Here is a 20,121-nt window from a genome sequence, read left to right as displayed (position 1 = left end):
TGCCCGGCCCGGAGCGCGATTCTCCACGCCTTCCCGCGTGTTTCGCGCGTGCGTGCGTCCACCGACGGGCTTGCGGCGCGCCGAGCCCGTGGCCTCGGGCTCGTGCCGGACAGATGCGGGGCACGACGGCCCGGAGAGAGGATTCGCGGTGGGACTTCTGTGGGGTCTCCACATCGGGGGCCGCAGCGCGCTGTCCGTGCCGGAGTCCTCGGCCGGGGCGCACGGGGGATAGGTTCGTGGTGCAGCGCAGACCAGTGCTCCACGAATGCTCCACGAAGAAGGGTGGTCCCGTCTTGAGTCGCTCGGTACTGGTGACCGGAGGAAACCGCGGCATCGGGCTCGCCATCGCCCGGTCGTTCGCCGACGCCGGCGACGACGTCGCCGTCACCTACCGGTCCGGGGAGCCGCCGGAGGGGTTCCTGGGAGTGCGGTGCGACATCACCGACCCCGAGCAGGTGGAGCAGGCCTACAAAGAGGTCGAGGAGAAGCAGGGCCCCGTCGAGGTGCTCGTGGCCAACGCGGGCGTCACCCGCGACCAGCTCCTGCTGCGGATGTCCGAGGAGGACTTCGCCTCCGTCCTGGAGACCAACCTCACCGGAACGTTCCGGGTCGTGAAGCGCGCGACCAAGGGAATGCTCCGCGCCCGCAAGGGCCGCGTCGTCCTGATCTCCTCGGTGGTCGGCCTGCTGGGCTCCGCCGGCCAGGCCAACTACGCCGCCTCCAAGGCCGGCCTCGTCGGTTTCGCCCGGTCGGTCGCCCGTGAGCTGGGCTCGCGCAACATCACCTGCAACGTCGTCGCTCCCGGATTCGTCGACACCGACATGACCAAGGCGCTCAGCGACGAGCAGCGGGCGAACATCGTCAAGCAGGTGCCGCTGGGCCGCTACGCCCAGCCCGAGGAGGTCGCCTCCTCGGTCCGCTTCCTCGCCTCCGAGGAGGCCGCGTACATCACCGGAGCCGTCATCCCCGTCGACGGCGGATTGGGCATGGGTCACTGAACGACATGAGTGGACTTCTTGCAGGGAAGCGCATCCTGGTCACCGGCGTCCTCACGGACTCCTCGATCGCCTTCCACGTCGCCAGGCTGGCGCAGGAGGAGGGCGCCCAGGTCGTCCTCACCGGCTTCGGGCGCCTGACACTGGTCCAGCGGATCGCCAGGCGGCTGCCCAAGGAGGCGCCGGTCTTCGAGCTGGACGTGCAGAACAAGCAGCACCTGGCCGACCTCGCCGACCGGGTCGCCGCGCACTTCGGCGACGACGCCGGGATCGACGGTGTCGTGCATTCCATCGGCTTCGCGCCGCAGGACGCACTCGGCGGTAACTTCCTGAACACCGAGTGGGAGTCGGTCGCCACCGCGGTCGAGGTCTCCGCCTACTCCCTCAAGTCGCTGACCATGGCGCTGCTCCCGCTTCTGGAGAAGCGCGGCGGTTCCGTCGTCGGCATGGACTTCGACGCGCAGTCCGCGTGGCCGAAGTACGACTGGATGGGTGTGGCCAAGGCCGCGCTGGAGTCCACCTCCCGCTACCTCGCGCGCGACCTCGGGGACCGCAACATCCGCTGCAACCTGGTCTCGGCCGGGCCGATCAAGTCGATGGCGGCCAAGTCGATCCCGGGCTTCGAGGAACTCGCCGACGTGTGGAACGCGCGTGCGCCGATCAGTTGGGACCTGACGGACCCGGAGCCGGCCGCGCGCGGCGTCTGCGCCCTGCTCTCGGACTGGTTCCCGAAGACCACCGGCGAGATCGTCCACGTCGACGGCGGCGTGCACATGATGGGCGCCTGACGCAGCACCCGCAGCGCACCCGGCGTCGGGCGGTGGAGTATCGGTCCCCACCGCCCGTCGCCGTTCCGGCGGCGGGGGCGCGTGCACCGCTCGGCAGGGCGTGACACGCTGTCGGCGCCTGCCGTCGACAAGGAGTCACCATGCAGATCGGCCTCCTCGGCACCGGCCGCATCGGTGCCCTGCACGCGCGAACCCTTCGCGACCTGCCGGGAGTCGACGACGTCCTGGTGGCGGACCCGGATGCCCCGCGTGCCCGGGCACTGGCCGCCGAGCTCGGGCTGAGGCCCGCCGACGGAGTCGAGGAGCTGTTCGCGGCACGCCCGGACGCCGTGGTGATCGCTGCGGCCACCAGTGCCCATGCGCCGCTGCTGCACCGGTCCCTGGACGACGGAATCCCGGTGTTCTGCGAGAAGCCGGTCGCTCCGGACGTCCGGGGTACTGCCGAGATCGCCGGACGCGCCGAGGCCACGGGCGTCCCCGTCCAGATCGGCTTCCAGCGCCGCTTCGACGCCGGCTACCGGGAGGCGCGCCGTGCCCTGCGGGCCGGCGAACTGGGGCGGCTGCACACCCTGCGTGCCGTCACCGCGGACCAGTCGCCGCCCCACGCCTCGTACCTCCCCACCTCGGGCGGGCTGTTCCGGGACTGCAGCATCCACGACTTCGACATCCTGCGCTGGCTGACCGGCCGGGAAGTGGTCTCGGCGTACGCGCTCGGCTCCGACCGCGGAGCCGACTTCTTCCGCGAGGCCGGCGACATCGACACCGGGGCCGCCCTGCTGCGTTTCGACGACGACGTCCTCGCCACGGTCACCGCGACGCGGTACAACGGCGCCGGCCACGACGTGCGCCTGGAGGTCTGCGGCGTCGACGGGAGCCGCATCGTGGGGCTGGACGACCGTGCGCCGCTGCCCAGTGCCGAACCCCGCCTGTCCTGGCGGCGCGACCGGCCCTACGCCACCTTCGCCGACCGCTTCGCGAGCGCCTACGCCGCCGAACTGGCGGCCTTCGTCGATGTGGCCGCGGGACGGAGCGCCAGCCCCTGCACCCCTGGTGACGCCCTGGAGGCGCTCCATGTCGCGGAGGCGTGCGAACGCTCCCGCCGGACGGGCCGGCCGGTGGAGGTGGCAGAGGTCAGGCGGTAGGCCTCTCGGGCCCGCCGTCCCGGGAGTGGTCGCCGACCCCCCATTCCCGGGCGTACGAGGCCGCCTCGCGCTCCGCCGTGTCCGCGTCCCCCTCCGCGATGGCGGCGATCATCCGTGCATGGTCCAGGTGGTCCTCCGGGCGCAGCTGCTCGCCGACGTCGAACCGGAGGAACGCCCGCAGCACGTGGCCCAGGTCGGCGTACAAGGCGGTGAGAACGTCGTTGTGCGACGCGGCGACGACGGCGAGATGGAGGTTCGCGTCCGCCTCGACGAAGCGCTCCACCTCGCCCGAGTCCCAGGCGGCTTCGCGTCGCTCGAGCAGAGCCTGCAGGTGCTGCATCTCCTGCGGGTCCCGCCGGAGTGCCGCCAGCCGTGCGCCCGTCGCCTCCAGCGTCGACCGCATCTCGGCGACGTGCAGCGGATCGGCGTCCGTGAAGCGGCGGTGCATCACTCCGGCAAGTTCGCTGGTGGCGACCACGTAGGTTCCCGATCCCTGGCGGATGTCCAGCAGCCCGTTGTGCGCCAGGGCGCGCACCGCCTCGCGCACGGTGTTGCGCGCCACTTTGAGCTGTTCCACGAGTTCCGGCTCCGTGGGGATGCGGTGGCCCACCGGCCACTCGCCGGAGGTGATCTGGGCGCGGAGGGCCGAGATCACCTGGTCGGCCAGGGCGGAGCGGTGGGGTGAGGACAGCGGCATGGTTCTCCCGTGACAGGGGCAGCGGACGAGCGGCGCACGGATTGGCCTCAATTCATCCCATGATTCTATGATGGCGGAATGCCGCTCGCGCAAGACCACCGCACCCGTACCCGCAGTCCCCGAACACCCCGCATGCGGGTGCCCGGGTCGCGGACCGCCGCCCGGGCCACCGCTTCGGCCGTGCGGCGGACCCCGTCCGGCTCTCCGTGGACACTGCGCCTGGTGGCCGTCGGCCTGGTCCTGGCCGCACTGAACCTCCGCCCCGCGATCTCCGGCCTCGGTCCGCTGCTGGAGGAGGTGCGCACCGCCCTCGGCATGACCGGCACCGTCGCGGGCCTCCTCACCTCGATGCCCTCGCTGTGCTTCGCCCTCTTCGGCAGCCTCGCACCGCGCATGGCCCGCCGGTTCGGGCCCGCCACCGTGGTGCTCGCGGGCATGGTCGCCGTCACCGCCGGACTCGCGCTGCGCCCCTTCACCGGCGGCACCGCGCTGTTCCTCGCGGCCAGTGTGCTGGCGCTCGCCGGCATCGCCGTGAGCAACGTCCTGATGCCGGTCGTGGTCAAGCACTGGTTCCCGAACCGTGTCGGCGCGATGACCGGCCTCTACTCGATGGCCCTCTCCCTGGGAACGGCCGGTGCCGCCGCCGTGACGGTCCCCCTGACCGAAGCCCTCGGCGGCGACTGGCGCATCGGTCTCGCCTCCTGGGCCGCGCTGAGCCTGGCCGCCGTGGTGCCCTGGGCCGCTGTCGCACGCGGCCGCACCGACGCGGACCCCCGCCCTCCGCGGGACGAGGAGCGAGCCGCCCCGGCCGAGCGCGTCGCGAGCGGCGAGGCCGAGACCGCCGGGACCCTCCGCATCAGCCGGTCGTCCACCGCATGGGCCCTCGGCGTGTTCTTCGGCTTCCAGTCCTCCGCCGCCTACATCATCATGGGCTGGCTCCCGCAGATCTTCCGCGACGCCGGAGTCCCCGCCTCCACCGCCGGCGCGATGCTGGCCGTCACCATGGGTATGGGCATCCCGCTCTCCTTCGTCCTGCCGCGCGTCGCCGCCCGGATGACGCACCAGGGACCGCTCGCGATCGCCCTCGGGCTCTGCGGACTCGCCGGGTACGCCGGCCTCTGGGCAGCCCCCGCGGCAGGCGCGTGGGCCTGGGCGCTGCTGCTGGGCGTCTCCAACTGCGCGTTCCCGCTCGTCCTCACCATGATCGGCATGCGTGCCCGCACCAGCACCGGAGTCGTCAAGCTGTCCGCCTTCGCGCAGAGCACCGGATACCTGCTGTCGATTCCCGGGCCCCTCCTGGTCGGTGCGCTGCACCAGCTCGGCGGCGGCTGGCACGCGCCGCTCCTGCTGATGATCGGGCTGATGACGGCGCAGATGGCCGTCGGTCTCCTCGCGGGCCGGGACCGCTGCGTGGAGGACGGTCGCTGAGTGCGACACTGCAGTCATGCCCGTACTCGAGCCCGAACCGCAGGGTGGCCGGAAGAAGCTGCTGCTGGTCTTCGCCGCGATCATCGGCATCATGATCCTGATCGGCGTCGTCGCCTCCGTGGCGGCGCCCTGAGCCGCTCCTCCCCGCCCGCAGCCACCGCCTGATCGCGGCACCGCGGCAGTCCACCCCGGCCGTCGCGCGTCACCCGGGCCGGGGACCCCGGCCAACCACCCACCCCCGGTGGCCGGTTTCGTGCGAAGCTGGAACGCATGAGCGTCGATGTGCAGCGCAGTATCGTCCTTCTCCGGCACGCCAAAGCCGATTGGCCCGATGTGGCCGACCACGACCGTCCGCTCGCCGACCGGGGGCGCCACGACGCCCCGCTGGCCGGGGCATGGCTCGCCACCCACGGCATCACCCCGCAGCTCACCCTCTGCTCCACGGCGGCCCGGACCCGGGAGACATGGAAGCTCGCGGCACCGCAACTGCCGCAGCGCCCGAAGACCGTGTACGAGGAGCGCCTCTACGAGGCCTCACCCGGCGAGATCATCGCCGTACTGAACGAAACCCCGGACGACACCCGGGACCTGCTGGTCGTCGGGCACAACCCGGGGATGCAATCCCTGGCCGAACTCCTCGCCGGTGACGCCGACGAGGAGGCTGCCGCCGGGCTCTCCCGCACGGGCTTCCCCACGACCGCCCTCGCCGTCGTGCGGTTCACCGGCTCGTGGAAGTCCGTGGAACCGGGAGTCGGGTCGCTCGCCGCCTACTGGGCGCCCCACGCCTGACCGACTCCGCGGCGCGGGGCCGCGGACGTCGCCGCGGGTCACTCCGCCGCGTCCGTGGCCTCCGCCCCGTCCGCGTCGTCCACCTCGTCCACCTCGTCCCGCGTGATCCCCAGCAGGTACAGCACCGTGTCGAGGAACGGGACGTTGACCGCGGTGTGCGCGGCCTCCTGCACCACGGGCTTGGCGTTGAAGGCCACCCCGAGACCGGCGGCGTTGAGCATGTCCAGATCGTTGGCGCCGTCCCCGATCGCCACCGTCTGTGCGAGCGGTACCCCGGCCTCCTGGGCGAAGCGGCGGAGCAGCCGGGCCTTCCCCGCACGGTCCACCACCTCTCCCGTGACCCGCCCGGTGAGCCGTCCGTCCACCACCTCGAGCGTGTTGGCCGAGGCGAAGTCGAGCCCCAGCTCCCGCTGCAGCGCGTCCGTGACCTGGGTGAACCCACCCGATACCACGCCCACCTGGAACCCCAGGCGCTTCAGCGTGCGTACCAGCGTCCGCGCGCCCGGAGTGAGCCGCACCGCCTTGCGCACCTGCTCCACCACGGCCACGTCCAGCCCGGCCAGCAGCGCCACGCGCGCGTGCAGGGACTGCTCGAAGTCCAGCTCACCGCGCATGGCACGCGCGGTCACCTCGGCGACCTCGTCCTCGCAGCCGGCGTGGGCCGCGAACAGCTCGATCACCTCGTCCTGGATGAGCGTGGAGTCCACGTCCATCACCACCAGGCGCTGTGCGCGGCGGGCGAGGCCCGAGGCCACCACGGCGACATCCACGCCGTGGCGGGCCGCCTCCTGGGCCAAGGCGGTCCGCAGCGATTCGGTCGCCACCCCCGAGACGTCGAACTCGACCGCGGTGATCGGGTACTTCGCGAGCCGGAAGATGCGGTCGATATTGGCGCCGATGCCGGTGATGCTGGCGGCAATGGCGGACGTCGACCGGGCGGTGAGCGGGTTCCCCAGAACGGTGACGTGCGAGCGGCCGGTGCCGCGGGGACGGTTGTCGCCGGTGCCGGAGATGATCTCCGCCTCCATGCCCACCGATTCCGCCCAGCCGTGCACGGTGGCGCGTAGCTCGCCCTCCTCGTTGCCGCCGCCCGGTGACGTCACCAGGGCGCACAGCGTGATGCGGCCCCGCGTGACGAGCTGTTCGATGTCCACGACATCGACCGCGTACGCCGCGAGGGTGTCGAACAGACCGGCCGTGATACCCGGCCGGTCCCTGCCGAAGATCTTGACCAGCAGAGTGGGCGTGTCGTCCGTGAGGGCTGCCGTCGGCGCTGCGGCCTGCGATGAGGTCATGGTGCCTCCACGGTAGCGCCGCCGCGCCCGGGGCCGCGCCCCGGCCCGCTCTCCGGTCCCGCCGGCACCCGGTCCCCGCGACCCCCGCAAGGGCATTGCACGGGGCGCCTTCCTCCACCGGCGACGAGCCTGAAATAGTTCCTCCGACGAACAACCACCCCTGAATTCACGGCTCAGGGTGTTTCTCGGGGGGCGACAACGTGGGGCGTGGAGTGCCGGAACTCGTACTCGAACTGAACGGACAGACCTGGACCCTCGATCCGTCGAGGACCTACCACCTCGGTCGTGACCCGCAGGGCGACCTGGTCATCGACGATGCCAGAGTGTCCTGGCGGCACGCCACGGTCCGCAGGGCGGACCGTGGATGGCTGCTGGAGGACCGGGGCAGTACCAACGGCACGTACGCCGGGGGGCAGCGGATCCAGCAGCTGGAGCTCGCCCCCGGCAGCGACGTGCACCTGGGGAATCCCACGGACGGCCCGCGGCTCGCCTTCTCCGCGGCTGCCGCCCCGGCTCCCGTCGCCGGCGGGGGAGCGGCCGCCCCACCGGGAACGGCGCAGGCACCCGTGCCGCATCCGCTCGACCGGCCGCAGGCGCACGGGCAGCCGCCGGGCGGGGTGCCCCACCAGCCCGCACCGCAGGGGGCGGTGAACGGGGCGCCCCCGCAGCCCGCTGTCCCCGCTCCGGCCGGCGACCACCGCAGCCCGACGACCTTCCACCAGCTGGCGCTGGGCCGCGTGATGCGGATCGGACGTGCCCTGGAGAACGAACTGGTGGTCTCCGACCTCCAGGTCTCCCGTCACCACGCCGAGTTCCGGGCCACCCCCGACGGCCGCTTCGAGATCCACGACCTCGGAAGCCACAACGGCACCTACCTCAACGGACAGCCGCTCCCGAAGTCCGGTGCCGCCGTCATCACCCCGCAGGACACCGTCGGCATCGGCCACTCCGCCTTCCGCCTCGTCGGCGACCGCCTCGAGGAGTTCGTCGACACCGGTGAGGTCTCCTTCTCCGCACGCCACCTCACGGTCAAGGTCGACGACGACAAGGTCATCCTCAACAACGTCACCTTCGGTGTCCCCGAGAAGTCCCTGGTGGCCGTGATCGGTCCCTCGGGGTCCGGCAAGTCCACGCTGCTCAGGGCGCTCACCGGCTACCGTCCCGCCGACACCGGCGACGTGCTCTACGACAACCGCAACCTCTACACGCAGTTCGCGGAACTGCGCCAGCGCATCGGCCTGGTCCCGCAGGACGACATCCTGCACAAGGAACTGACGGTCCGTACGGCGCTGCGCTACGCCGCCCGGCTGCGCTTCCCCGGCGACGTGGCGGAGGCCGAACGCGACGCGCGCATCGACGAGGTGCTCGCCGAGCTCAAGCTCGACATCCACGCCACGAAGAAAATCACCTCGCTCTCCGGCGGCCAGCGCAAGCGCGTCTCCGTCGCGCTGGAACTCCTGACCAAGCCGTCGCTGATCTTCCTCGACGAGCCCACCTCCGGCCTCGACCCGGGCATGGACCGTGACGTCATGCAGCTGCTGCGCGGCCTCGCCGACGACGGGCGGACCGTGCTGGTCGTCACGCACTCCGTGGCCGAACTGGCACTCTGCGACAAGCTCCTGGTGATGGCCCCGGGCGGAGGCGTCTCGTACTTCGGCCCGCCCGAGGAGGCCCTGAACTTCTTCGGCTACGCCACCTGGGCGGACGTGTTCTCGGCCTTCGAGAACTACCGCGACTACGACTGGATGGGGCGTTGGCTGGGCTCGCAGCATTACCAGCTCTACGCCGCCGAGATCGACGCCGCCGCCCCGCAGCAGCTGCCACCGCAACAGGCCGCCCCCAGGCCGCCGGGCCGGCTGCAGAAGCCCCAGAGCTGGGGCTCGCAGTGGTGGACACTGACACGCCGCTACCTCTCGGTGATCGCCTCCGATCGAGGGTTCATGGCGCTCATGCTGCTGCTTCCCGCGGTACTCGGCGTCGTCAGCACCCTCATCCCCACCGACTACGGACTGGGACCGAGCCCCACACCACCCGGGTTCAACCAGGACGCAGGCCCCATTCTTATGATCATCGCGGTGGGCATGTGCTTCTCCGGCGCGGCCAACTCGGTCCGAGAGCTGATCAAGGAACGGGTCATCTACGAACGCGAGCGGGCCACCGGGCTGTCCCGTTCCGCGTACCTGATGTCCAAGGTCGTCGTGCTCGGCCTGGTGACCGTGGTGCAGGGCATGATCATCTGCGGTATCGGCTTCTCCGTCCGCGACATGCCCGAGGAAGGGCTCTTCATGGCGCCCGCCGCCGAGATGTGTCTGGCGATCATGGCGCTCGGCTTCACCTCGATGGCCTTCGGCCTGGTGATCTCCTCGCTGGTCAAGACCTCCGAGAAGACCATGCCGCTGCTCGTCATGTTCGCGATCGTCCAGGTCGTCTTCACCGGGGTGCTGTTCCAGATCTTCTCCTCGCCCGGGATCGAACAGGTCGCCTGGATCATGCCCTCCCGCTGGGCCATCGGCGCCGCCGGCGCGTCCATCGACCTCTCCCACCTCATGCACCCCTGGGACCCGGAGAAGCCCGGCGAGCTCGACCCCCTCTGGGAGCACAGCGCCGGCGTGTACGCGCTCGACATGACCGTGCTCGTCGTTCTCGGCGTCCTGTGCTGCCTGGCCGTCGCGCGACTGCTGCGCCGCCACGAGCCCGAGGTCATGCGGAAGTAGCCCGTCCCCTCCCGGGCGTCCCGACCGAGCAGCGGGGCGGGACCGTCGTCCTAGGACCACGGTCCCGCCCCGCTCCCGCGTCCGGCCGATCCGCTCGTGCGCCGCCACCGGTACGGTGACCCGCATGCTCCCCCGATCCGGTCTGGCAGCGGTCAGCGAGGCCCTCCTCGCCATGAACCGCCGCCTCGAGGTGCGCGAGGTGCTCCAGACCATCGTGGCCTCCGCACGCGACCTGCTGCGGGCCGAGTACGCCGCTCTGGGGGTGCCCGACGACCACGGCGGCTTCGCGCAGTTCGTGGTCGCCGGCGTCAGCGACGCCGAGTGGAAGGCCATCGGGCCGCTGCCCCGGCAGCACGGGGTCCTGGCCGCGATGCTCCACGAGGGCCCCCAGCGGCTGGCCGACGTCCGCGACGACCCGCGGTTCCGGGGATGGCCGGCCGAGCACCCGGAGCTGGCCGACTTCCTCGGCATGCCCATCGCCGACGACGGCGAGGTCCTCGGCGCCCTGTTCCTCGCCAACAAGCACCGCGACCGCAGCGCCGGCGGGTGCGGATTCACGGGGGAGGACGAGAAACTCCTCGGCCTCCTCGCCCAACACGCCGCCCTCGCCCTGTCCAACGCCCGGCTGTACGAGCGCAGCCGGGAGCTGACCATCGCCGAGGAGCGGTCGCGCATCGCCCACGAGCTGCACGACGCCGTCTCGCAGAAGCTCTTCTCGCTGCGCCTCACCGCGCAGGCAGCGAGCGCCCTGGTCGACCGCGACCCCCGCAGGGCGCGGGAGGAGATGCACGAGGTGGCGCGCCTCGCCGCCGACGCGACGGAGGAACTGCGTGCCGCGGTCGTGGAGCTCCGACCGGCGGCGCTGGACGAGGACGGACTCGTGGCCACGCTCCGCACCCAGGTGCAGGTCCTGGACCGCGCCCACACGGCCCGCGTCTCCTTCGCCGCCTCCGGCGTGCGCGTCCTGCCCGCGGCCCAGGAGGAGGCCGTGCTGCGCGTGGCGCAGGAGGCCCTGCACAACGCCCTGAGGCACGCCGGAGCCCAGCAGGTGCGGGTCACGCTCTCCCGCCGGGGAAGGCCGGGCAGCGGTGCGCTCCTCCGGGTCGCCGACGACGGTCGGGGCTTCGACCCGGAGGCGGTGCGGCGACGCGGCCGGCGTCTCGGCCTGGTCTCCATGCGGGACCGGGCCGCCAGTGTCGGCGGCCGTCTCACGGTCTCCTCGGCGCCCGGAACGGGTACCACGATCGAACTGGAGGTGCCCGGTGGCTGACCACGGGACGATCAGGGTTCTCCTGGTGGACGACCACCAGGTGGTCCGCCGCGGTCTGCGCACCTTTCTGGAGGTGCAGGCCGACATCGAGGTCGTGGGCGAGGCCGGGGATGGCGACGAGGGCGTCGCACTCACCGAGGAGCTCCGGCCCGACGTGGTACTGATGGACGTGAAGATGCCGGGAACCGACGGGATCGACGCGCTCCGACGGCTGCGCGAACGGGAGGACCCGGCGCGGGTGCTGGTGGTCACGAGCTTCACCGAGCAGCGGACGGTGGTACCGGCTCTGCGCGCCGGAGCCGCCGGCTACGTCTACAAGGACGTCGACCCCGACGCTCTGGCCGACGCCATCCGGTCGGTGCACGCCGGGCACGTGCTGCTGCAGCCCGAGGTGGCCGAGGCGCTGCTGAGCGAGGAGAACACCGACACCGCGGGCCGGGGGCCGGCGCTCACCGAGCGGGAGCGCGAAGTCCTCGGCCTCATCGCCGACGGACGCTCCAACCGCGAGATCGCCCGCGCACTCGTGCTGTCGGAGAAGACCGTCAAGACGCACGTCTCCAACATCCTCATGAAACTGGATCTCGCCGACCGCACCCAGGCCGCGCTGTGGGCGGTGCGCCACGGGATCGGCGGCTGACGGCTGCATCGTTTCTGCGCCCGCGCTCCCCACGTCCCGCCACCCGTTCGCCACGTCGGTTCACCCGGAAAGCGGTGCAGCTGGGAGGTCCCTTCGCCCTCCTGCAGTGCCGGGGTTCATTCCGACGAGTGGTCGTCGTACGGGGAGCGCATCCAGGGCCGGTTCCCGCCGTTCTCCAGGACACGCCCCGGCATTCCGCCGCGGCAGGCGCTCCGAGCCAACCGATCACACAGGAGGAAACCCATGAGGACTGCACGGAAAGCCGCTCTGGTCATGGTCGCCGCGGGCATGGCCGCCGGTGCTTCCGCCGGTTCCGCTTTCGCCGGCGGTCACTTCGACGGCGGCGCGGGCGCGCACGGCATCGCCCAGGGGTCGCCGGGCGTCGCCTCCGGCAACGTCGTCCAGGTCCCCGTGGACGTCCCCGTCAACGTCTGCGGCAACACCGTGAACGCGATCGCCCTGCTGAACCCGACCTTCGGGAACACCTGCGTCAACAAGTAACCGGTCTCCCCGGGCACGTCGGCACGGGCCCCGTCTGCCGCTCCGGCGCAGGCGGGGCCCCGGCGTGCAGTCTCAGCCGCGGCCGCGCTCCAACTCGTCCGCGTACGCGTTGTAGGCGGCCACCTGCGCCCGACGGGCCGTGCGCTCCACGGGGCGGAGCGCCTCCGTCCGGGCCGCGATCTGGGACGCGCTCACCGCTCCGCCGTGGGCCCCGCCCGCGCCGCGGTCCTCCGAGGCGATCCCGACCAGTGCGGCGACCCGCTGTGCCATTTCGAGCACCCTCACCGCGCGCGGCGGGCACCCCGGGGCCAGGAGAGCGCGCTCGTCCTCGGCCCGCGCCCGGTACACCTCCAGAGCCGCGTCGGCGACCGGCCCCGACCCTGCGACGTCCAGCCGGGTCAGCACCTCCGTCGCCTCCCGCAGCGCCTCCGCCAGCTCCCGTTCGGCCTCGGCCAGGGGCGGCACGTCCGCGGGCGGCCCCTCGCGGGCGGGCACGCACCGCCACACCACCTCGACGTGGCTGTCGTCGGAGGCCGCCGAGTCCTCGGGCCCGGCGGTGCGGACACACGGCACGAGACCGAGTGCCGCCCCCGAGGCCACGACCGCCTCACCCGCCTCGAGAGCCCGGGCGTTGAACTCCGGCGGCCCGCTGAGTCCCAGCGGATGCCCGGGCACCGGCAGGGCCACCCGCAGACCTGTGGCTCCCAGTAGGCGCAACCGGCCCAGCGCGAACGTGAGTCCTGCCACTCCGTCGCCGTCGGCGGCCGCCTCCGGGAGTCCGGCCACCCGGTGCCGGACGTCGTCGCCGGTGATGCGCAGGGCGGCCTCGTCCGGCGAGACGTCGCCCGCCAGGAGGGCGTTGCCCCAGGCGGCAAGGCGTCCCGAACGTGTCTCCTCGAGCATGCGTCCAGCCTAGAGAACCCCGCACGGGCGCCGGTCCAGACCTAGGGAACCGCACGGTGGAGGTGTGGCGTAGGTTTTCCCATGGGCCTGTGCCCGTCCGGCGCAGCAGCAGCGACCCCGCCCACGACCTCGACAGCATGGGGAGACGACACGCTCATGAGCGATGTACTGGACCTGGTGGACGTATCAGTGGTCCGCGAGGGCCGCGCTCTCGTGGACGAGGTCTCCTGGTCGGTGAAGGAGGGCGAGCGCTGGGTCGTCCTGGGGCCGAACGGTGCCGGGAAGACCACCCTGCTCAACGTCGCCTCCAGCTACCTCTTCCCGTCGAGCGGTACTGCCACGATCCTCGGTGACCGGCTCGGAGAGGTCGACGTCTTCGACCTGCGTCCCCGCATCGGCATGGCGGGGATCGCGCTCGCCGAGAAGCTGCCGGCCCGCCAGACCGTGCTCGAGACCGTGCTCACCGCCGCCTACGGCATGACCGCACACTGGCAGGAGTCCTACGAGGACGTCGACCGGGACCGTGCGCTGGCGTTCCTGGACCGCATGGGCATGAACGACTTCGTGGACCGCAGGTTCGGCACCCTCTCCGAGGGCGAGCGCAAGCGCACCATGATCGCGCGCGCCATGATGACCGACCCCGAACTCCTCCTTCTCGACGAGCCGGCCGCCGGACTCGACCTGGGCGGCCGCGAGGACCTGGTGCGGCGCCTGGGCCGTCTCGCCCGTGATCCCTACGCTCCCTCGATGCTCATGGTCACCCACCACGTCGAGGAGATCGCGCCCGGCTTCACCCATGTTCTGATGATCCGCCAGGGAAAGGTCCTCGCCGCCGGCCCGCTGGAGACCGAACTGACCTCCAGGAACCTCTCGCGCTGCTTCGGGCTGCCGCTCGTCGTGGAGCGGAACGGCGACCGGTGGACCGCACAGGGACTGCCGCTGAGCTGATCTTCCGCCTATCATGGGTCGGGTGGACGCATGGGTGTGGTGGCTCATCGCCGCCGTAGGACTCGGTATTCCTCTCGTGCTCACGGCCATGCCGGAGTTCGGCATGTTCGCCGTCGGCGCGCTGGCCGGTGCACTCGCCGCCCTGGCGGGTGGTGGCATCGTCGCGCAGACCCTGGTGTTCGTCGCCGTTTCGGTGGCGCTGCTGCTGGTCGTGCGCCCCCTGGTGAAACGTTCCCTGTCCCGGTCCCCGGGGCACCGCAGCGGAGTCGACGCCCTGACCGGACGTCAGGCGGTGGTCCTGGAGCGTGTGGACGGCCAGGGCGGGCGCATCAAGCTCGCCGGCGAGGTCTGGTCCGCGCGCGCTCTCGACGACGCGGCCCGTTTCGAGGCCGGAGCCCGCGTCGACGTCGTGGAGATCGACGGTGCGACGGCGGTCGTGATGGGATGACCGTATCCTGTCTCCCGGGTGACGGTGCGTCGACCGAGCGTGCCCGATTCATGTCTACCGATGTGCAGGGGGAGAGGCGTTGGACGCCATCATCATTGTCCTGATCGTCCTGGTGGTGCTGGTCTTCATCGCCCTCATCAAGACGATCCAGGTCATTCCGCAGGCCAGTGCCGCGATCGTCGAGCGCTTCGGCCGCTACACCCGCACCCTCAACGCGGGCCTCAATATCGTCGTGCCCTTCATCGACACCGTCCGCAACCGTGTGGACCTGCGCGAACAGGTCGTCCCGTTCCCGCCGCAGCCGGTCATCACGCAGGACAACCTGGTCGTCAACATCGACACCGTCATCTACTACCAGGTGACCGACGCGCGGGCTGCCACCTACGAGGTCGCCAGTTACATCCAGGCGATCGAGCAGCTCACCGTCACCACGCTGCGGAACATCATCGGCGGCATGGACCTGGAACGGACCCTCACCTCCCGCGAGGAGATCAACGCCGCGCTGCGCGGCGTGCTGGACGAGGCCACCGGCAAGTGGGGCATCCGCGTCAACCGGGTCGAACTCAAAGCCATCGAGCCGCCGACCTCCATCCAGGACTCGATGGAGAAGCAGATGCGTGCCGACCGCGACAAGCGGGCGGCGATCCTGCAGGCGGAAGGCGTGCGGCAGTCGGCCATCCTCACCGCGGAGGGCGAGAAGCAGTCGGCCATTCTGCGGGCGGAGGGCGAGTCCAAGTCCGCCGCGCTGCGGGCCGAAGGCGAGGCGCAGGCGATCCGCACCGTCTTCGAGTCGATCCACGCCGGTGACCCGGACCAGAAGCTGCTGTCCTACCAGTACCTGCAGATGCTGCCGAAGATCGCCGAGGGCGATGCCAACAAGCTCTGGATCGTCCCGAGCGAGATCGGGGACGCTCTCAAGGGACTCGGTGGCGCGCTGGACGGCTTCCGGGGCGGCAGCAGCGGCAGCGCCGGCGGCCCGTCCGGTGGCGGACTCACCAAGACGCCCCGCCAGCAGCCGCCCATCGACTGAGACCCGGCTGCACGACGCACCACCCCTTCGGGCATGATCGGTGCACCCGGCACCGATCATGCGAGGGAGGCAGGGCGTGGACATCTGGGAGGCGGTGGCCGTGTGCGCCGCGGGCGTCGGCGCAGGAACGATCAACACCATCGTCGGTTCCGGCACCCTCATCACCTTTCCCGTGCTGCTCGCGGTGGGACTGCCGCCCGTCACGGCGAACGTCTCCAATGCTCTCGGGCTCGTCCCGGGCTCGGTGAGCGGCGCCGTCGGTTACCGCCGCGAACTCCGGGGCCAGCGCGACCGCGTACTGCGGCTCGGCTCCGTCGCCGTGCTCGGCAGCCTGATCGGGGCGGCACTGCTGATCAGCCTGCCGCCCGGCGCGTTCGAGATGATCGTCCCCGTACTGATCGCCTCGGCGCTGGTCCTCGTCGTCGCCCAGCCCCGGCTGGCGCGCCTGGTTCGGCGCCGCAGAGAGCGGAAGGGACACCGGCCGCCCGCCCACGGCGGGTCGGCGCTCACGGGCGGGATGGGGCTCGCCAGTGTGTACGGCGGTTACTTCGGCGCCGCCCAGGGAGTCCTCTACCTCGCCCTGATGGGGCTGCTGCTGCCCGACGACCTCCAGCGGGTCAATGCCGTGAAGAACGTGCTGAGCGCGATCGTGAACGGCGTCGCCGCCGTCTTCTTCCTCTTTGTCGCCGAGTTCGACTGGACGGCGGTCCTCATGGTCGCTCTGGGGTCCACGGTCGGCGGGCAGCTCGGCGCGCGGATAGGGCGCCGGCTGCCGCCGACCGCGCTGCGCGCCGTCATCGTGCTGGTGGGGCTGGCCGCGATCATCCAGCTGCTGCGTTGAGCGTGCGGGGCGGCGGAGTCACGGGCAGCCAATCGGGCAGCGTGTCGCCGTCCCGCAGGCCGAGGGCCAGCAGCAGTGCGTCGGCCGGTGTCGGCTCGAACGGCCGGACGAGCAGCCGCATCCCCGCCTGTCCCGGAGTGCGGTCGGCCTTGCGGTGGTTGTCCTCGGCGCAGGCAGCAACGGTGTTCAGCCAGCTGTCGTCGCCCCCGTGAGAACGCGGCACCACGTGGTCGACCGTGGTCGCACGGCGCCCGCAGTAGGCACACCGGTGCCGGTCCCGGATCAGCACACCCCGGCGCGACCAGGCCGCCCGTTGTCGGAACGGCACCCGCACGAATCTTCGGAGCCTGATCACCTGGGGCACCGGGAGGTCCAGGGCGGCCGCGCGGATACGCAGACCGGCATGCGACTGCTCCAGGACGGCCTTCTCCTGCATCACCAGCACCACCGCCCGTCGCAACGTCACCGTCGAGAGCGGCTCGAAGCTTGCGTTGAGGACCAGCGTTCGCCTCATCGTCCACCTCCCGTCCCCCCTCGCCGTCCTGGCGCGGGTGGATCCACTGTGTCCGGTGCCCGACTCCGCCGACAACGCAATTTCACGAGAACGGCGGGCGGGTGAGCCGGCGGGGACGCCAGGGGAAAGGGCCGGAGAACGGAAACCCCGTCCCGCCCGGGTGAGCCGGGTGGGACGGGGCCGAGGGGCGGCGGGCGGCGTCAGCCGCCGGCGGGCACCTCGTACTCCCCGATCAGCTGGGCCCGGGCGATGGCCTTGAAGCGGAGGTTGAAGCCGACGACGGCCGGGGACGCGTCCTCATCGGCACCCAGCTTCTCCTGATCGACCGCGTACACGGTGAACACGTAGCGGTGCGTTCCGTCGCCCGGAGGCGGGGCGGCACCCGCGAAATCCTTGGTGCCGTTGTCGTTCCGCACCTGCACCGCTCCTTCGGGCAGCCCCTTCATCCCACCGGTGCCCGCGCCTGCGGGCAGCTCGGTGACATCCGCGGGGATGTCGAACACCGACCAGTGCCAGAAGCCGCTGCCCGTCGGTGCGTCCGGATCGAAACAGGTGACCGCGAAGCTCTTCGTCCCCGGCGGGAAACCCTCCCAGCGCAGATGCGGGGAGGTGTTGCCGCCTGCGAACACCTGATCGGACTTCAGCGGCTGCCCCTCCGACACGTCGTCACTCACCACGGTGAACGACGGGACCGGGGGGTGATGGTCGTGGGGGAGCGGGCGCCGCTTCTGCTCGGTCACGTCGAGATCCTCCTCATCGAGCGAATCGCTGCACCGGCCAGCCTAACGAGCACACGGGTCGCGGGCTGACAGCATGGGCGGATGCTACGAAAGTGCTTGGCGGCCGGTCACCTGACGGTGTGACCCCGCCGAACGACCGTGAACCCTAGGACCTCGCAACGGTGGTGCATCAGTGACCAGCTCCGCACAACTGCCTGAACTGCCCGAGGACGGCCTGAGCGGCATCTTCGACGGCACCGTTCCTCCCGGCGTGTACCGCACCGCCTCGGTGGGCCCGGAAGCACTGCTCCAGGCGCAGGCGGAAGGCTGGTACGCCGCTGTGGTCGACCTGAGCGACGTCTCGGACAAGGCGGGCTTCCTGGCCGGGTGCGCCGCCGGACTCGAGCTGCCCGACCCGCTGGGGGAGGACTGGGACGCCCTCGCGGACCGTCTCACCGATCTTTCGTGGCTCGGGACCCCCGCCGGCTACCTCGTTCTGGTCAGCGGATGGAACGCGTTCCGGGAGGCCGCCCCCCGGGACGCCGACTCCGCGACCGAGGTGCTCAGCGCCGCTGTCGGCTACTGGGCGGTTCGCGAGGCCCCGCTCGCGGTGGTGCTGGGCTGACACCGCGCAGATGCGGGACATACGGGGCGTGGGGAGGGGCCGCCCGTCGAGCGACCCCTCCGTGGCCTCAGAACCAGTTGCGCCGGCCGCCGACCTCGGACAGCCACTGGTTGAGGTAGGCGGTCCAGTCGGTCTGCTGGAAGTCGGCGAGGTCCACCTGGAAGGCGCGGTAGGAGTCGCCGCCCTCGTTGAACAGCCCCGGCTTCTTGTCCATCTCGAGTACGACGTCCATGGCCCGGTCGTCCGCGACGAAGCTCAGCTCGACGCAGTTCAGTCCCCGGTACTGCTCCGGGGCGAAGAACTCGATCTCCTGGTAGAACGGGAGCCGCTGCCGGGTGCCGCGGATGTGGCCGCGCTCCATGTCGGCGCTCTTGAAGCGGAAGCCCAGCTCCCCGAAGGCGTCGAGGATGGCCTGCTGGGCCGGGAGCGGGTGGACGTTGACGGGGTCGAGGTCACCGGAGTCGATCGCGCGGGCGATCTCCAGCTCCGTGACGACGCCGACGTGCATCCCGGTCAGGTGCCGGCCCATGAACATGGTGAGAGGCGCCTCCCAGGGCACCTCGATGCCGAACGGCACGGCGTGGGTGGCCCCGGGCTGCACCTCGAAGGCACCGCCGAGCCGTTGCGTGTGGAAGTCGATGTTCTGCTTGTACTCCCCGTCCTCGCTCTCGACCTCGACCTGTGCCTGGAAACCGACGGACAGCCCTTCGATCTGCTGTGCGACGGATCCGCCCTGGATCCGCACCTCCCCCTGCACGACGCCACCCGGAACCACGTTCGGCTCCGTCAGCACCGTCTCGACGGAGGCGCCCCCTGCGCCCAAGCTGGCCATCAGCTTCTTGAAGCCCATGCTCATCCTCTCCGGAAGCGGACTGTGTCCCCGTACGGGTGTGACACCTCGACCCATACGAACGCAGGGACCGAACCGGCGGTTCCCGATGCTCACGTACCCTGCGTCGCATGACTGACGGCCGTGACGGTACGCCACGCCCCGATACCGGCAGGACCCCCGTCCCCCGGGGCTTCTTCGACCGTCACGTCCTGCACGTCGCGCCCGACCTTCTCGGGTGCACGCTGGTCCGGCGCACGCCCCGGGAGGCGATCGAGGTGCGGCTGACCGAGGTGGAGGCCTACGCGGGGGCGTCGGATCCCGGCTCGCACGCCTACCGCGGCCGCACCCGGCGCAACGCGTCGATGTTCGGTCCGGCCGGGCACGCGTACGTGTACTTCATCTACGGAATGTGGTGGAACCTGAACCTGGTCTGCGGGCCGGAGGGACAGGCGAGCGGCGTCCTGCTGCGCGGTGGGGAGGTGCTCGCCGGCCGTGCGCAGGCACGCGAACGCCGGGCAGCGGCGCGTAGCGACGCCGAGCTGGCAAAGGGGCCCGCGCGTCTGGCGACGGCGCTCGGCGTGGACGGGACTCTCGACGGGGTCGATCTCTGCGGGGGCGAGGATGCTGCGCCACTGGGCCTCCTCACCGGGCACCCCGTGGCTCCCGAGGAGATCGCCAACGGACCCCGCACCGGAGTGGGAGGCGACGGCGCGGCCCACCCCTGGCGGTTCTGGATCGCGGGAGACCGGACCGTCAGTCCCTACCGACCGCATCGTCCGCGTCGACGCGGGGGGCAACTTGACTCCGGGGTACCGGAAGTCTAAGCTCGATAGAGCCGTGGACGAGATCGGCTCCGCTGCGACCTCAAGATCGCGCGAAGACCTCTCGTCATCGAAACGGACACACCACGAGTTAACGACTCCCTTAGGGGCTTCATCGGCGTGCCGGTAAATGCTCCGAAAGACTCGGATTTTGAGTCGCCACGGGAATCCGTTAACGTAGTGG

22 protein-coding genes are annotated in these 20,121 nt (G+C 71.4%); 16 read left to right on the top strand and 6 right to left on the bottom strand.

The annotated features are described in order from the left end of the window. The first annotated feature begins 293 nt into the window (after window positions 1–293). The 3 genes from fabG (at window position 294) to ACL06G_RS13560 (ending at window position 2,925) form a co-directional block, all read left to right on the top strand. Window positions 294–998, top strand: coding sequence for a 3-oxoacyl-[acyl-carrier-protein] reductase (gene fabG / locus ACL06G_RS13570; protein ID WP_412786016.1), 705 nt, complete (start codon window positions 294–296; stop codon window positions 996–998). Between the two features lie 5 nt (window positions 999–1,003). Next, window positions 1,004–1,783, top strand: coding sequence for an enoyl-ACP reductase FabI (gene fabI / locus ACL06G_RS13565; protein ID WP_412786015.1), 780 nt, complete (start codon window positions 1,004–1,006; stop codon window positions 1,781–1,783). A gap of 140 nt (window positions 1,784–1,923) precedes the next feature. Further along, the gene (locus tag ACL06G_RS13560; protein WP_412786014.1) at window positions 1,924–2,925 is read left to right on the top strand and encodes a Gfo/Idh/MocA family protein; all 1,002 of its coding nucleotides are present in this window, start codon (window positions 1,924–1,926) and stop codon (window positions 2,923–2,925) included. Here the strand turns inward: ACL06G_RS13560 and ACL06G_RS13555 are convergent. After that, window positions 2,915–3,622 carry a FadR/GntR family transcriptional regulator gene (locus ACL06G_RS13555; RefSeq protein ID WP_412786013.1) on the bottom strand — a complete coding sequence of 236 codons (708 nt, stop codon included), beginning with the start codon at window positions 3,620–3,622 and terminating at the stop codon, window positions 2,915–2,917. The genes ACL06G_RS13560 and ACL06G_RS13555 overlap by 11 nt on opposite strands. 78 nt (window positions 3,623–3,700) lie before the next feature. Here ACL06G_RS13555 and ACL06G_RS13550 point away from each other — a divergent pair, with 78 nt between their 5' ends. From ACL06G_RS13550 to ACL06G_RS13540, 3 genes are all read left to right on the top strand, one after another. After that, the gene (locus tag ACL06G_RS13550) at window positions 3,701–5,050 is read left to right on the top strand and encodes a CynX/NimT family MFS transporter (RefSeq protein WP_412786012.1); all 1,350 of its coding nucleotides are present in this window, start codon (window positions 3,701–3,703) and stop codon (window positions 5,048–5,050) included. A 16-nt stretch (window positions 5,051–5,066) separates the two neighbouring features. Further along, complete coding sequence (locus ACL06G_RS13545) at window positions 5,067–5,183, top strand: SGM_5486 family transporter-associated protein (protein ID WP_412786011.1); 117 nt, start codon at window positions 5,067–5,069, stop codon at window positions 5,181–5,183. A gap of 137 nt (window positions 5,184–5,320) precedes the next feature. Then, a complete protein-coding gene (locus ACL06G_RS13540; protein WP_412786010.1) occupies window positions 5,321–5,839 on the top strand; it encodes a SixA phosphatase family protein in 519 nt (172 codons plus the stop codon). 38 nt (window positions 5,840–5,877) lie between these two features. On the opposite strand, the gene serB is transcribed toward ACL06G_RS13540, so the two are convergent. Beyond that, a complete protein-coding gene (gene serB / locus ACL06G_RS13535) occupies window positions 5,878–7,134 on the bottom strand; it encodes a phosphoserine phosphatase SerB (protein WP_412835937.1) in 1,257 nt (418 codons plus the stop codon). Window positions 7,135–7,334: 200 nt separating this feature from the next. On the opposite strand from serB, the gene ACL06G_RS13530 reads away from it, so the two are divergent. The 4 genes from ACL06G_RS13530 to ACL06G_RS13515 all read left to right on the top strand — a co-directional run bounded on the left by ACL06G_RS13530 (window position 7,335) and on the right by ACL06G_RS13515 (window position 12,256). Next, window positions 7,335–9,848: an FHA domain-containing protein gene (locus ACL06G_RS13530; RefSeq protein ID WP_503167826.1), complete on the top strand. Its 2,514-nt coding sequence runs from the start codon at window positions 7,335–7,337 to the stop codon at window positions 9,846–9,848. A 124-nt stretch (window positions 9,849–9,972) separates the two neighbouring features. Then, window positions 9,973–11,118 carry a GAF domain-containing sensor histidine kinase gene (locus tag ACL06G_RS13525; RefSeq protein ID WP_412786007.1) on the top strand — a complete coding sequence of 382 codons (1,146 nt, stop codon included), beginning with the start codon at window positions 9,973–9,975 and terminating at the stop codon, window positions 11,116–11,118. Then, entirely contained in the window at window positions 11,111–11,755 is a 645-nt protein-coding gene (locus ACL06G_RS13520) for a response regulator (RefSeq protein ID WP_412835936.1), read from the top strand. The genes ACL06G_RS13525 and ACL06G_RS13520 overlap by 8 nt, the downstream gene beginning before the upstream one ends. Window positions 11,756–11,998: 243 nt before the next feature. Then, on the top strand, window positions 11,999–12,256 hold the full coding sequence (locus ACL06G_RS13515; protein WP_412786005.1) for a chaplin: 258 nt from the start codon (window positions 11,999–12,001) through the stop codon (window positions 12,254–12,256). Window positions 12,257–12,328: 72 nt separating this feature from the next. Here the strand turns inward: ACL06G_RS13515 and ACL06G_RS13510 are convergent, their stop codons facing one another. Then, complete coding sequence (locus ACL06G_RS13510) at window positions 12,329–13,159, bottom strand: Rv1486c family protein (RefSeq protein ID WP_412786004.1); 831 nt, start codon at window positions 13,157–13,159, stop codon at window positions 12,329–12,331. Between the two features lie 156 nt (window positions 13,160–13,315). Between ACL06G_RS13510 and ACL06G_RS13505 the strand changes: the two genes are divergently transcribed. The 4 genes from ACL06G_RS13505 (at window position 13,316) to ACL06G_RS13490 (ending at window position 16,426) form a co-directional block, all read left to right on the top strand. Beyond that, window positions 13,316–14,107, top strand: a complete 792-nt coding sequence (locus ACL06G_RS13505; RefSeq protein WP_412786003.1) for an ABC transporter ATP-binding protein — start codon at window positions 13,316–13,318, stop codon at window positions 14,105–14,107. Between the two features lie 22 nt (window positions 14,108–14,129). Then, window positions 14,130–14,555: an NfeD family protein gene (locus ACL06G_RS13500; RefSeq protein WP_412786002.1), complete on the top strand. Its 426-nt coding sequence runs from the start codon at window positions 14,130–14,132 to the stop codon at window positions 14,553–14,555. A 79-nt stretch (window positions 14,556–14,634) separates the two neighbouring features. Then, on the top strand, window positions 14,635–15,585 hold the full coding sequence (locus ACL06G_RS13495) for an SPFH domain-containing protein (RefSeq protein ID WP_412786001.1): 951 nt from the start codon (window positions 14,635–14,637) through the stop codon (window positions 15,583–15,585). A gap of 76 nt (window positions 15,586–15,661) precedes the next feature. Next, on the top strand, window positions 15,662–16,426 hold the full coding sequence (locus tag ACL06G_RS13490) for a sulfite exporter TauE/SafE family protein (RefSeq protein WP_412786000.1): 765 nt from the start codon (window positions 15,662–15,664) through the stop codon (window positions 16,424–16,426). Here ACL06G_RS13490 and ACL06G_RS13485 read toward each other — a convergent pair. After that, window positions 16,407–16,940, bottom strand: coding sequence for an HNH endonuclease (locus tag ACL06G_RS13485; protein ID WP_412785999.1), 534 nt, complete (start codon window positions 16,938–16,940; stop codon window positions 16,407–16,409). The two genes, ACL06G_RS13490 and ACL06G_RS13485, sit on opposite strands and share 20 nt — an antisense overlap. A 200-nt stretch (window positions 16,941–17,140) precedes the next feature. Next, a complete protein-coding gene (locus tag ACL06G_RS13480; protein WP_412785998.1) occupies window positions 17,141–17,680 on the bottom strand; it encodes a YbhB/YbcL family Raf kinase inhibitor-like protein in 540 nt (179 codons plus the stop codon). Window positions 17,681–17,852: 172 nt separating this feature from the next. Between ACL06G_RS13480 and ACL06G_RS13475 the strand changes: the two genes are divergently transcribed. Further along, a complete protein-coding gene (locus tag ACL06G_RS13475) occupies window positions 17,853–18,284 on the top strand; it encodes a barstar family protein (protein WP_412785997.1) in 432 nt (143 codons plus the stop codon). Between the two features lie 67 nt (window positions 18,285–18,351). On the opposite strand, the gene ACL06G_RS13470 is transcribed toward ACL06G_RS13475, so the two are convergent. Next, window positions 18,352–19,134 carry a sporulation protein gene (locus tag ACL06G_RS13470; RefSeq protein WP_412785996.1) on the bottom strand — a complete coding sequence of 261 codons (783 nt, stop codon included), beginning with the start codon at window positions 19,132–19,134 and terminating at the stop codon, window positions 18,352–18,354. 110 nt (window positions 19,135–19,244) lie between these two features. On the opposite strand from ACL06G_RS13470, the gene ACL06G_RS13465 reads away from it, so the two are divergent. Then, window positions 19,245–19,940, top strand: coding sequence for a DNA-3-methyladenine glycosylase (locus ACL06G_RS13465; RefSeq protein WP_412835935.1), 696 nt, complete (start codon window positions 19,245–19,247; stop codon window positions 19,938–19,940). Window positions 19,941–20,121: the final 181 nt, after the last annotated feature.

This window comes from Streptomyces callyspongiae (genome assembly GCF_047200695.1).
GTDB lineage: Bacteria > Actinomycetota > Actinomycetes > Streptomycetales > Streptomycetaceae > Streptomyces.
Note: the sequence above shows the minus strand (reverse complement) of the source record. Positions and strands in the feature narration are given on the sequence as shown.